The sequence below is a fragment of the Algibacter miyuki genome (genome assembly GCF_030409805.1).
GTDB lineage: Bacteria > Bacteroidota > Bacteroidia > Flavobacteriales > Flavobacteriaceae > Algibacter > Algibacter miyuki.
The window spans coordinates 946,020-959,814 of record NZ_JAUFQP010000007.1 but is presented as its reverse complement, the minus strand read 5'-3'; the positions used below and the strand labels follow the sequence as shown (position 1 = coordinate 959,814).

The following is a 13,795-nucleotide window of genomic DNA, read 5'->3' as shown; positions in this document are numbered from 1 at the left end:
ATACTGTGCAAAAAAAACACGCCATTTTATTGATGCTTCTATTATTAACAACCTCTGGATTTGCTCAGGAAAATGTTAATTATTTAGAAGAATCTGAAGCCGATTTCACTAAAAGAATGCAATGGTTTACAGATGCTAAATATGGCATGTTTATTCATTTTGGTTTGTACAGTCAGTTAGGCGGTATTTACAAAGGTAATGATGAAGGGCGCTACGCCGAATGGATTCAAGGAAATCAAAATATTTCTTCGGAAGAATATGCAACGTTAATAAACACTTGGAATCCTAAAGATTTTGATGCCGATAACATTGTAAAGCTGGCTAAAAAAGCTGGCATGAAATATTTGGTGATTACTACTAAACACCACGAAGGTTTTTGCCTATGGGATTCCGAATACACCGATTTCGATATTGCTGAAAGCCCAATGAAAGGTCGCGATTTGGTAAAAGAACTTGCGGATGCTTGCAAAAAAGGCGGTTTACATTTTGGCACCTATTACAGCATCATAGATTGGCATCATCCATCTCAAACGGTGGAATATAACGAAGAAGAAAAGCGTAAAAACTGGGGCTTAACCACCATGAAGGATGGCAGAAAAGAAGAGTATGTCACCTACATGAAAAACCAAATTAAGGAGCTTGTCGAAAATTACGATAGCGAAATTATTTGGTTCGATGCCGATTGGACACATTGGTGGACCGAAGAAGATGGTAACGATTTATATCAATACATCAGAACCTTAAAACCAAGCGTTATCATTAACAACCGGGTTTCAAAACGTGATAAATTCAAAAAAGATTTTGGTACGCCAGAACAATTTCATCCCGATTCTACTTTAAAACATTATTGGGAAGCTTGCTACACCATGAACGATTCTTGGGGTTTCAAAATAAAAGACACCGCATGGAAAAGTCCAGAAGTGGTTTATGAGAAACTTAAAGATATCAACAGAAAAGGCGGGAATTTCTTGCTAAACATTGGCCCAGATGGAGATGGAAATGTACCAAAAGAATCTGCTAAAATTTTAAAACAAGTTGGCAAAATGCTAGCTAAAGAAGAGTAAAATTATTTCACAACACATAACCATGCCTAACAAAACCATATTTTACAACCTTATTCTTTTTGCATTAATAGCAACAGGTTGTAAAGAAAATCCAAAAACTAAAGAAACTGTAGCCCAAAAACCAAACATACTTTTCTTATTTACAGACGATCAGCGCGCTGGTACAATAGAAGCCATGCACAAATACGGTGTAAAAACACCTAACATGGATAAGTTAGTAGAAAATGGAACATCGTTTACCAATTCATATATTCTAGGAGCTACAACAGCAGCTGTTTGCTCTCCAAGTAGAGCGATGTTAATGACGGGGCGTCACTATTTTAATATTGAACCGAATGTTTACGCACAATTCGCTTTTCCGAAGGAAGAAAAAGGAAAAAGTGATTTATTAACCTTTCCAGAATATTTTAAAGCTAATGGCTACGAAACCTTTGCTACCGGAAAACAACACAACGGTGAAATTTGGCTAGAGCGTGGTTTCAATCAAATAAAATCAGCCTTTTTAGGAGGTATGACTACACATTTTGGAACTAAAGTAAAAGATTATACGCCAGAAACAGGATGGTCTGCAGCTTATCAGGATAAAGAAAAATTCAGTAGTGAAGTTTTTGCAGATGCCGCTGTTGGTTTCTTAGATAGTTATAAAGAAAAGGATCCGTTTTTAATGTATGTGGCTTTTACTGCGCCTCACGATCCAAGAACAGCCCCTCAGGAATTTCATGATATGTACTCTCCAGAAGACATGAAAGTGCCCGCAAACTTTATGCCTAAGCATCCCTTTGAAATTGCTGATGATAAAATTAGAGATGAAGTTTTAGCGCCTTTTCCAAGAACAGAAGCTATTATTCAAAAAGAAATATCAGATTATTACGCCATGATTACCGCTACCGATGCTCAAATTGGTCGCGTTTTAAAAGCGCTAGAAGCTTCTGGACAAGCAGAAAATACTATTATCGTGTTTGCAGGAGATAACGGCTTAGCTTTAGGACAACATGGTTTATTAGGAAAACAAAATGTGTATGAACATAGTGTTGGTGTACCTTTAATTTTTTGCGGACCAAACATTCCTAAAAATCAAAAAACCGACGCCCTAGCCTATTTGCACGATGTGTTTCCTACCTTATGTGGTTTAACTGGACTCGAAATTCCTGAGTCTATCGAAACTGAAGATTTAACACCAGTTATAACAGGAGAAAAGAAAGAAGTAAGAAACAGTATGCTTTATGCCTATAATTCTTGGCCTGGTGATTTACTAAATAAAAACAGAAAACATAATCCTGGTGGAGGTCACCGCGCGGTTCGTAAAGGCGATTACAAATTAATTGTAAGTGCAAAACACGAGGTGTTTACCTATCAATTATTCAATGTAAAAGAAGACGCTTGGGAGTTAAATAATTTAATAGACGATGAAAAATTCGCTACTGTTAAAGATGATTTAATGACGGAATTACAAATTCTTATTGATGAAACAGGCGATCCTGCTCGATTAAATAAAAATGAATTCGGACTGTTTGATGATATTGAAGCTTATAACTTTAAAAAGAAATAAATGATTTTAAGCCATTCAAATATATTAGCATTAAACCTTAAAAAGCCTGTTTTTATAAACGCGCTTTTCATGGTTATGTTTGTTCTGTGTACAACGCAATATACACAAGCTCAAGATAAAAATTTGTCTTGGGATGAACTTGCTAATCAATATGAATGTCCAGAATGGTTTCGTGATGCTAAATTCGGAATCTGGTTTCATTGGGGACCACAAGCTGTACCTGAACAAGGTGGCGGTTGGTATGCACGCCATATGTACATGAAAGATGTTGGTCGCCAAAAGTTTGGAAAAATGGCCAATCCGTATCATTTACAAACCTATGGTCATCCTTCAGAATTCGGTTTTAAAGACGTTATTAATACTTGGAAAGCTGAAAAATTTGATGCTGAATATTTAATAAATTTTTCAAAAGAAAATGGCGCAAAATATATTGTAGCCTTGGCAAATCATCATGATCATTTTGATTTATTCGACTCTTCTTTTCATCCATGGAATTCGGTAAATGTTGGTCCTAAAAAAGATATTATTGGCGCTTTTGAAAAAGCAACACGTAACGCAGGCCTAAAGTTTGGCGTTACCAGCCATGACGATCGTTTTTTAAATTGGTGGCAACCTGCCTTTGGAGCAGATAAAACGGGTAAATACGCAGGCGTTCATTATGACGGCCGATTAACAAAAGCCGATGGCAAAGGAAAATGGTGGGAAGGTTTAGATCCTGCAGATCTATACGGTCCCGTACCAGAAGATCGTACACCAGAAGTTATTGAAAACATAAAGAAAAACTGGTTAAAACGCCACTTAGAACTAGTTAACAAATACAACCCAGATTTACTGTATAACGACGGATTCAGTTTTACTTATGGTGAATATGGCAAAGAAGTAGCACGTACATTATATCAAAATAATTACAATAAAAACGGTTCTGTACAAGCGGTAATGCTTTTAAAAAGACAAGAAAAAGGCACGGTAAACGAAGTTGAATCTGGAGGAAGCAACACCCTTAGAACCGAACCTTGGCAATCGGAAATTACTTTTACCGATTGGTTTTACAAAACCGACAGACACTTAACGCACAACGCACGTACCATTTTAGAAATGCTTATTGAAGCGGTTAGCAAGAATGGTAATTTATTATTAAATATTGAATTAAAACCAGACGGCACAATTCCTCCGGAACTAAAAGTAATTATTGAAACCGTTGGCGATTGGTTAAAAATAAACGGCGAAGCTATTTACAATACCCGCCCGTGGAAAGTCTATGGCGATGGTAAAAGTATTCGAGGCGAAATTGTTTTAGGGTCCAACGGCGAAATTAGAAACGCCGGTGATGATATTGCCGAAAAAACAAAAAAAGGCGAACATTACAACCAACGCACTACCGCAAGCGCATCTTTTTCTAGTGATGAAGTTCGATTTACAACAAAAGATGATGTTTTTTATATCACCATTATGAATCCTAAAAAAGGAGAACTTATCATTCCTACATTGGGTTTACAAAACACAATGAATCCAGGAAAATTAAAAAGCCTTCACCGCCTAGATTCTAATGAAAAGATCAAGTTTTCGCAAAATAAAACACATACAAGTATAACTATTCCTGCGATAAATGGAAAAAGCTACCCGATAGTATTAAAAGGTAAGTTTAAGGGTACAAAATTTTAATAGAATAGAATATCTTAGTTGTCGAATAAATCAATTAAACTTTTTAAAACGATGAACACATTATCACGATTAGGTCTTTTGGCTGTTTTTGGCTGTCTTACCATAACAGGATGTAAGGACAAAGTCGCCGAAAAAACGGCAGAAAAACAACAAGAACGACCAAACATTCTTTTCATCATGGCCGATGACCATACGTCTCAAGCCTGGGGAATTTATGATGGTATTTTAAAAGACTATGTACACACGCCAAACATACAGCGTTTAGCTAAAGAAGGTATGGTTTTAGACAACTGTTTAGTATCTAATTCTATTTGTACACCAAGCCGCGCAACCATTTTAACGGGGCAATACAGCCACATTAACGGCGTAACTACTTTGGGCGCTGGTTTATCACCAAATCATCCAACAATTGCAGGTGTTATGCAACGTGGTGGCTATCAAACTTCGGTTATTGGTAAATGGCACATGAAACAAGAACCAACATCAGAATTCGATTATTACTGCGTTTTACCTGGTCAAGGTCGCTATTGGGATCCGGTTTTAAAAACTAAAGAAAACTGGCAAGATTATACTGAAGGAGGAAAAGAATATAAAGGTTTTAGTACCGATGTTATTTCGGATATGGCAATTGATTGGATCGAAAACCGTGACGAGTCTAAACCATTTATGGCTATGTGTCACTTTAAAGCGACGCACGAACCTTTTGATTATCCTGAGCGTTTTAATGATTTATACCGTGATCAAGATATTCCAGTGCCTGCTACATTTTACGATGAAGGTCCATCTACAACCGGGCGTTCTTTCAACGGACAATCTATTGATAGTTTAAAAAATAGATATTTAGTTGCTTCCAAAGACCCTGATAATGTTCCGGGTTACATGCAATATCCAGAATTACCTTTTGATGTAGACGGTTTAGATAACATGCAAGCGCGTTACAAAACTTACCAAAAATACGTTAAAGATTTTATGCGTTGCGGTGCAGCTATAGATGATAATATTGGTAAAATATTAGATTATTTAGACAAATCGGGTTTAGCTGAAAACACTATCGTAATCTACACTGCCGATCAAGGTTATTTCCTTGGAGAGCACGGTTTCTTTGACAAACGTTTAATTTTCGAAGAGTCTATCCACATGCCATTTGTAATTAGATATCCAAAAGAAATTGCTCCTGGAACTAGAAATGATGACCTTATTGAAAATGCCGATTTCTCAGCTTTATTTGCAGATTACGCAGGCTTAGAATATCCTGAAACCATGCAAGGGCATTCCTTCCGTGAAAACTTAAAAGGCAACACACCTGCCGATTGGCGTAAGTTTGGATACTACCGTTACTGGGATCATTCCAAAGACAGACCAGGACATTTTGGTATCCGTGGCGAGCGTTACAAATTGGCTTTCTTTTATGGAAATGGACTTAAATCGAACAACTATTCTGCAGATGAACAACCAACAAAATACTGGGATTTTTACGATTTAGAAAAAGACCCGAACGAAGTTCATAATGCTTATAACGACCCAGAATATCAAGACATTATTAAAGAATTTAAAGCTGAAATCTTAAACCAAAGAAAAGCTTTAGGCGACGTTGATGCTGATAACCCTGAAATACACCAAATCATTGCGCAACATTGGAATGATTAATTGATAACACTAAACATTTATAGAATAGACTAAATAAAACAAATATGAAATTGAATAAAAACACAATTATTGGCTGTATATCTATTCTATTATGTGTAGCCACAATTCATGCACAAGAGACTCATAAATTAACTTATGAGTCTCCTGCTGCTGAGTGGACAGAAGCTTTACCTATTGGAAATGGTAGCCTTGGCGCTATGGTTTTTGGAGGTGTACCAGAAGAACATATTCAGTTTAACGAAGAAACACTTTGGGCCGGAAAACCGCATGATTATGCGCATAAAGGAGCTTACAAATATTTAGACACTATCCGCCAACTATTAACTAATGGCAAACAAGTAGATGCTCAAAACTTAGCCATGCAAGAGTTTATGAGTACGCCTTTAAAGCAACAGCCTTACCAACCTTTTGGTGATATTTACATTGCTTTTAAAGGTCATGAAAACTACACAAATTACACCAGAGAATTAAACATAGAAGAAGCCATTACCAAAGTCGCATATTCTGTAAATGGTGTGGATTTTAAAAGAGAAGTATTCTCTAGTTACCCATCACAAATTATTGCTATTAATTTAACCTCTAGTAAATCTAAAGCACTTAATTTCGATTTATGGTTAGATGCCCTTCACGAAGATAAAACGGTAGAAACCGTTGGAAACACACAAACCTTAAAGGTTCAAGTTAAAGATGGCGCACTAAGAGGCGTTGCCACTTTAAACATTCAAACTAATGGTACTATTGAAACCGTAAACGGAAAACTTCAAATTTCCAACGCATCAAAAGCAACCATATTTTTAACAGCAGCAACCAACTATATTAAATACAATGATGTTTCGGGAAATCCTGAAAACATCACAAAAAATACTTTAGCACGTGTTGCTTCAGAAAATTATAAAAAAGTAAAAAAACTACACCTAAAAGATTATCAATCGCTATACAATCGTTTTGATATTGATTTTGGTGATAATGGAAAATCGGCAAACACCACCGACAAGCGTATTTTCGACTTCTGGAAAAACCCAAGCGATCCGCAATTAATTGCTCTTTACGTACAATATGCCCGTTATTTAATGATAGCGAGTAGCCGTCCAGGAACCAAGCCACCAACGTTACAAGGTATTTGGAATCATAAATTAACGCCACCTTGGTTTAGTAGTTACACCACCAATATTAATTTAGAAATGAATTATTGGCCAGTTGAAATTGCTAACCTTAGTGAATGTCACGAACCACTTTTCGATTTTATAAAAGATGTTTCTGAAACCGGAAAAAACGTGGCTAAAGAACATTACGGCGCTAAGGGTTGGAATGTACACCACAACGTAGATATTTGGAGAGGTGCTGCTCCAGTAAACCACTCTAATCACGGACTTTGGTTATCTGGTAGTGCGTGGCTTTGTTCGCATATTTGGGAACATTACTTATTTACAAAAGATGAAACTTTTTTAAAGAACAATTATGCTTCAATGAAAGAGTCGGCGCTTTTCTATACCGATTTTTTAGTTGAAGATCCAAAAACAGGTTACCTGATAAGTACGCCATCTACATCCCCAGAAATTGGTGGTTTAGTGGCTGGTCCAACGATGGATCACCAAATCATAAGAGCCCTTTTCAAAAGTGTTGTTGAAGCATCTTCAATCTTGAAAACAGATGAAGCTTTCGCTGATAAACTAACGACTATGATTCCTAAAATTGCACCAAACCAAATAGGTAAACACGGGCAATTGCAAGAATGGTTAGAAGATAAAGATAATCCAGAAAATCATCACAGACACGTATCTCACTTATGGTCGGTATACCCTGGAAGCGAAATTAATTACGAAGACACTCCTGAATTAATGAAAGCTGCAAAACAATCTTTAGAATTTAGAGGTGATAACGGCACAGGTTGGAGTTTAGCATGGAAAGTTAATTTCTGGTCTCGTTTTAAAGATGGAAATCGCGCTTATAAATTATTGAATGTATTATTAAGTCCGGCAGAAATTCCGGAACGCAAAATTAGAGGAGGCTCCTACCCTAACCTTTTTGATGCGCATCCACCATTTCAAATTGATGGAAACTTTGGTGGTGCTTCAGGTATTTTAGAAATGTTAATACAAAGTCATTTAGATAAAATAGAATTACTACCTGCCTTACCAAATGCTTTAGCCGATGGAGAAGTAAAAGGTATTGTTGCTAGAGGTGGTTTTGAGTTGGCTTTCTCTTGGAAAAATTCAAAATTAGAATACGTTGAAATTACATCTAAAAAAGGAACACCTTGTGTTTTAGAATACAACGGAAATACGATAGAATTTGACACAAAAGCTGGAAAAACGTATAAGTTCGACGGTTCATTAAATAAAAAATAATTCAGAATATGAAATTCGTAATCAGCATACTCACGGTTTTTTTAAGTTATACAGGAGCGCTTTCAGCACAAAAAACAACTGCGAAACCTAACGTCATTATCTTCTTTACAGACGATCAAGGTTATCAAGATGTTGGTGTTTTTGGTTCTCCATTAATAAAAACACCCAACTTAGATAATATGGCGGCAAATGGTATAAAATTTACCGATTTTTATGCCGCATCATCTATTTGTTCTCCATCGCGAGCAGCTTTACTTACAGGTTCTTACCCACCCCGAGTTGGTGTACCTAAAGTACTTTGGCCAAATTTACCGGGAGGTTTAAACAATCAAGAATTAACTATTGCTGATATGCTTAAAACAAAAGGTTACAATACAGCATGTATTGGTAAATGGCACCTTGGCGACGAGGCTCAATATTTACCAACCAAACAAGGTTTCGATTCGTATTACGGTATTCCTTTCAGTAATGATATGTCTGTTAACCCAAAATCAAAGGTTTCAGAAGATATTCTTTTTAGAGAAGGTATGACGATTGATAGTTTACGTGAAGAAAAATGGAGAGGACGACGTGTGCCTTTAATGAGACAAGACGAAGTGATAGAATATCCTGTAGATCAATCAACATTAACAAAACGATATACCGAGGAAGCCGTAAGCTTTATTAAAGAAAATAAAGACGAACCTTTCTTTTTATACGTTGCTCAAACCATGCCACACGTGCCGCTTTATGCTTCACCAGATTTTAAAGGAAAAAGTGCAAGAGGTTTATATGGCGATGTTATTGAGGAATTAGACTGGAGTATGGGCGAGATTTTAAAAACATTAGAATCTTTAAATTTAGATGAAAACACTTTGGTGGTTTTCACTTCAGATAATGGTCCTTGGACTAAAAAAGGAGAAGAAGGCGGAAGTGCTTTACCATTAAGAGGTCATAAATTTGAAACCTTAGAAGGTGGCATGCGTGTACCAATGATTGCACAATGGAAAGGTAAAATCAAACCCGGAAGCGTTACCGATAAAGTCGCTTCAACTATGGATTTATTGCCAACTATAGCCTACTTAACTGATGCTGAAGTATCAGATAAACCTATGGATGGTAAAAATATTTGGCCTTTACTTTCTGGAAACGAAAAAGCAAATTCACCTTACGAAAAAGAAGGTTTCTATTATTATAAAGAATCAACACTAGAAGCCGTTAGAAAAGGCGATTGGAAATTACGTATTACCAAAGATTGTGTTGCCCTTTATAACCTTAAAGAAGACATTTCTGAAAATACTAATGTAGCAGCGGCAAACCCTAAAATCGTAAAGAAGTTACAAAAAATGATGACTGAATTCGATGCCGATTTAAAAGCAAACCAACATCAATATAATTAAAAATAATAGCAGTTTGAAAAAGATTCTCCATACCCTAAAAATAGCCAGTGTTCTTGCACTGATTATAAGTGCTTTTGCATTTTCCGACAAGAAAGATCCGCCTTATAAAAACCCAAAATTACCCGTTGAAGAACGTGTAAGCGACTTATTAGGCAGAATGACTTTAGAAGAAAAATTCTGGCAAATGTTTATGATTCCAGGCGATTTAAAGATTGGAAAAGACAAACTGAAGCATGGTATTTTTGGTTTTCAAATTTCTTCAAAAGGATTAAATGATAATGCAGCCGAACAAATTATGGACTATGGTTCTACGGGAACTGCAGCCAATATGGCTAACGAAATTAACGAACTTCAAAAGTTTTTCTTAGAAGAAACCCGTTTAGGGATTCCTATCATTCCGTTTAACGAAGCCCTTCATGGATTAGCCCGAGATGGTGCCACCATGTATCCGCAAGCCATTGCATTAGCAGCAACTTGGGACACAGACTTAGTTGGCGAAGTAGCCGGTGCCATTACAAAGGAAACCAAAACAAGAGGAATTCGTCAAATATTATCGCCAGTATTAAACATAGCACGCGATGTACGTTGGGGACGTACCGAAGAAACTTATGGTGAAGATCCATATTTAACAACACAAATGGCACTTTCTTATCTTGGAGAATTCGAGAAAGAAGGTGTAATCACAACGCCAAAACACTTTGTTGCTAACGTAGGCGCAGGCGGCCGTGATAGTTACCCAATTAGTTATAACGAACGTATTTTAGAGGAAATTTACTTCCCTGCTTTTAAAGCTGTTTTTCAAAAAGTAGGTGCGCGTTCAGTAATGACGTCTTACAACTCATTAAACGGTACGCCATGTACGTCTAACGAGTGGTTATTGCGTACTAAACTGAAAGAAGAATGGGGTTTTGATGGCTTTGTAATTTCCGATGCTGGCGCTACAGGTGGTGCTAATGTATTGCATTTTACAGCAGCAAATTATGCCGAAGCCACCGAAGACGCTGTAGAAGCTGGTTTAGATGTTATGTTTCAAACTAACTACAACCACTACCCTTTATTTTGGGAAGCTTACAAAAATGGTATGGTAGATATTAAAGCCATTGACGAAGCAGTAAGCCGTATTTTAAAAGCTAAATTCGAATTAGGTTTATTTGAAAACCCATACGTAGATGCTAAAGAAGCAGCAATTTGGAACGGACATAAAACACACCGTGAGTTGGCTAGAAAAGCAGCCTCTAAAGCGATGGTTTTATTAAAAAATGAAAATGAAGCTTTACCAATTGATAAAGCTGTTAAAAAAATGGCCCTTATTGGTCACGATGTAAAAACCGTACGATTAGGTGGTTATAGTGGTCCTGGAAATAATCTTATTTCTATGTATCAAGGCGTCGCAGACAAAATAGGTAAAGACAATATCAACTATGCTCCTGGCGTAGCTTTAGCTGAAGAAAATTATAACGCCATAGCCGCTTCTTATTTATCAACCACTAAAGATGGTAAACAAGTTGAAGGTTTAAAAGGTGATTATTTTGATAATATTAAATTAACCGGCCAACCTAAAGTAGAGCGTATTGATAAGCAAATTAAGTTTGGATGGACCTTATTTTCACCACATGAAGATTTAGCTTACGATTGGTTTTCAGTACGATGGACAGGAAAATTAAAAGCACCAAAAACAGGTGTTTTCAATATTGGTATTGAAGGTAACGATGGGTACCGCATGTATTTAGATGGCAAATTAATTATTGACAACTGGCAAAAACAATCATACAACAGTATTTTAAAACCTTTCTCTTTTGAAGAAGGAAAAACATACGACATTAAAATTGAGTTTTTTGAAGCTGCAGGAAATGCAAAATTCAAATTAATTTGGGATGCCGAAATTCAAAACGAATGGGAACAACAAATTGCCGATGCTGTTGCAGTTGCAGAACAAAGTGATGTTGCTGTAGTGTTTGCTGGTATTCACGAAGGTGAATTTCAAGATCGTGCGTTATTAGCTTTACCCGGTCATCAAGAAGCTTTAATTAAAGCCGTTGCTAAAACAGGAAAACCAATAGTTGTTGTTTTAGTTGGTGGTAGCGCTATAACGATGTCTAACTGGATTAACGATGTCGATGGTGTTTTAATGGCATGGTATTCTGGTGAAAATGGCGGAAACGGTTTTGCCGATATTCTTTTTGGTGATGAAAATCCTGCTGGACGTTTACCAATTACTTTTCCGGTAGACGAAGCGCAATGTCCTTTATATTACAACAACAAACCAACCGGTCGTGGCGATAATTATCACAACTTAACTGGGCAACCTTTATTCCCTTTTGGTTACGGATTAAGTTATACGGCTTTTGAATATTCAGATATTGAATTCAGTAAAAATAATATTTCACCTAACGAGAGCGTAGAAGTTTCATGCACTATTAAAAACTCAGGAACGGTTGCAGGAGACGAAGTAGTTCAACTTTATATCCGTGATGAATTAGCTTCAGTATCTCGCCCTATTAAAGAATTAAAAGGCTTTAAACGTATCACTTTAAATCCTGGCGAATCTCAAAATGTAACCTTTCAATTAGATCCTGAAGCCTTATCTATGCTAGACAAAGACATGAAAAGATTAGTTGAAGCAGGCGATTTTAGAATCATGGTTGGTGCGTCATCAAAAGATATCCGTTTAAGAAAAATTTTAACCGTAAAATAAGTTAATAATGAACATATTTAAAGGTTTACTCGCATTAGGTTTAATTGCCTTTTCGGCTTGTAAAGAAAGTCAAAACAGCTTAGATGTATCATGGGTAAGTAGTACTGAAAACACTGTTTGGTTAGAAAAAAAATATGAATCAGTTCTAAATGAAAAAGCTGCTGATATTTCAATTTCTATTGATACAAATAAACAAGAACAAGAAATAACTGGTTTTGGTGGCTGTTTTAACGAATTAGGTTGGGATGCCTTGGCAATGGTAACCCCTCAAGAAAAGCAACAAATTTTAAACGACTTGTTCAGCCAGACTGAAGGCTGTAAATTTAGTTTATGCAGAATGCCAATTGGTGCTAACGATTACGCTGTAGATTGGTATAGCCATAATGAAACCGAAGGCGATTTTGCTATGGAAAACTTTTCTATAGAACGAGATAAAAAGCGTTTAATTCCATACATTAAAGAAGCACAAAAAATAAATCCAGAAATAGAAGTTTGGGCTTCACCTTGGTGTCCGCCATCTTGGATGAAACACAGCAAACATTACGCTTGTAAATCGAATCCTGAATTTAACGATTTACCTGAAGAATGGAGTTCTACGGAAGAATTGGAGTCTCGTTTTATAACAGAACCAGAATATTTTGAAGCTTACGCCTTATACTTTGCGAAGTTTGTAGAAGCCTATGAAAAAGAAGGCATCCCTATAAGTGCCGTTCACGTTCAAAATGAATATAACTCGGCGCAAAATTTCCCTTCATGTGTGTGGAAACCTGAAGATTTAGGTGTTTTTATTGCAGATTATTTAGGTCCGAAATTTAAAGCCGATCAATTAGACACAGAAATTTGGCTAGGAACTGTTGAACGCCCTCAAATAGAACGGGTTTCAAATATTTTAGAATACAAAAATGCCGAAGATTATGTAAAAGGCGTTGGTTTTCAATGGGCTGGAAAAGGTGCTATTGAAGCCGTACATGCGAAATATCCAGAGATGGAATTAATGCAAACCGAAACAGAATGTGGGGATGGCTCTAACGATTGGAAAGCGGCAGAATACACCTTCAATTTAATGAAACATTACTTTGAAAACGGTGCCAACTCATATATGTATTGGAATATGGTTTTAGATGAAACAGGAAAAAGCCAATGGGGATGGAAACAAAATTCTATGATTTCTATTGATAGTAACACCAAAGCTATAAAATACAACCCTGAGTTTTATTTAATGAAACATTTAAGTGCTTTTGTAGCACCAGGTTCGGTAAAACTAGCAGCCTCTGGAAATACTAATAATGCACTAGCTTTTTATAATAAAGCCAATAATGAGGTGACTATTTTGGCTTATAATAATACTTCGGAAGCGCAAGAATTAGCCTTAAACATCAATAACGAGATTGTAAAAGTAGCCCTAGACGGAAAATCTTTTAATACGCTTGCTGTAAGTTTAAATTAAAAAA

Annotated in this window: 8 protein-coding genes; all 8 read left to right on the top strand. The window is 36.4% G+C overall.

Annotated features, from left to right (window positions below; genetic code table 11):
- Positions 1-5 precede the first annotated feature (5 nt).
- From QWY92_RS07095 to QWY92_RS07060, 8 genes are read left to right on the top strand one after another with little or no spacing between them, the layout of a single operon-like run.
- Entirely contained in the window at positions 6-1,064 is a 1,059-nt protein-coding gene (locus QWY92_RS07095) for an alpha-L-fucosidase (RefSeq protein ID WP_290269724.1), read from the top strand.
- Positions 1,065-1,086: 22 nt separating this feature from the next.
- Complete coding sequence (locus QWY92_RS07090) at positions 1,087-2,613, top strand: sulfatase family protein (RefSeq protein WP_290269722.1); 1,527 nt, start codon at positions 1,087-1,089, stop codon at positions 2,611-2,613.
- Positions 2,614-4,275 carry an alpha-L-fucosidase gene (locus tag QWY92_RS07085; protein WP_290269720.1) on the top strand — a complete coding sequence of 554 codons (1,662 nt, stop codon included), beginning with the start codon at positions 2,614-2,616 and terminating at the stop codon, positions 4,273-4,275.
- Between the two features lie 51 nt (positions 4,276-4,326).
- Positions 4,327-5,922 carry a sulfatase family protein gene (locus tag QWY92_RS07080; protein ID WP_290269718.1) on the top strand — a complete coding sequence of 532 codons (1,596 nt, stop codon included), beginning with the start codon at positions 4,327-4,329 and terminating at the stop codon, positions 5,920-5,922.
- 44 nt (positions 5,923-5,966) lie between these two features.
- The gene (locus tag QWY92_RS07075) at positions 5,967-8,270 is read left to right on the top strand and encodes a glycoside hydrolase family 95 protein (protein ID WP_290269716.1); all 2,304 of its coding nucleotides are present in this window, start codon (positions 5,967-5,969) and stop codon (positions 8,268-8,270) included.
- Positions 8,271-8,278: 8 nt separating this feature from the next.
- Positions 8,279-9,649 (top strand): sulfatase family protein, encoded by a 1,371-nt coding sequence (locus tag QWY92_RS07070; RefSeq protein WP_290269714.1) that lies wholly within the window; start codon positions 8,279-8,281, stop codon positions 9,647-9,649.
- Between the two features lie 13 nt (positions 9,650-9,662).
- Positions 9,663-12,344, top strand: a complete 2,682-nt coding sequence (locus QWY92_RS07065) for a glycoside hydrolase family 3 protein (RefSeq protein ID WP_290269712.1) — start codon at positions 9,663-9,665, stop codon at positions 12,342-12,344.
- Between the two features lie 7 nt (positions 12,345-12,351).
- Positions 12,352-13,791, top strand: coding sequence for a glycoside hydrolase family 30 protein (locus tag QWY92_RS07060; RefSeq protein ID WP_290269710.1), 1,440 nt, complete (start codon positions 12,352-12,354; stop codon positions 13,789-13,791).
- The last annotated feature ends 4 nt before the right edge of the window (positions 13,792-13,795 follow it).

What these genes read in the sequence shown, in the direction of transcription:
- QWY92_RS07090 (WP_290269722.1), top strand. Translation starts at nt 1,087, where the DNA reads ATGCCTAACAAAACCATATTTTACAACCTTATTCTTTTTGCATTAATA.
- QWY92_RS07085 (WP_290269720.1), top strand. Translation starts at nt 2,614, where the DNA reads ATGATTTTAAGCCATTCAAATATATTAGCATTAAACCTTAAAAAGCCT.
- QWY92_RS07080 (WP_290269718.1), top strand. Translation starts at nt 4,327, where the DNA reads ATGAACACATTATCACGATTAGGTCTTTTGGCTGTTTTTGGCTGTCTT.
- QWY92_RS07075 (WP_290269716.1), top strand. Translation starts at nt 5,967, where the DNA reads ATGAAATTGAATAAAAACACAATTATTGGCTGTATATCTATTCTATTA.
- QWY92_RS07070 (WP_290269714.1), top strand. Translation starts at nt 8,279, where the DNA reads ATGAAATTCGTAATCAGCATACTCACGGTTTTTTTAAGTTATACAGGA.
- QWY92_RS07060 (WP_290269710.1), top strand. Translation starts at nt 12,352, where the DNA reads ATGAACATATTTAAAGGTTTACTCGCATTAGGTTTAATTGCCTTTTCG.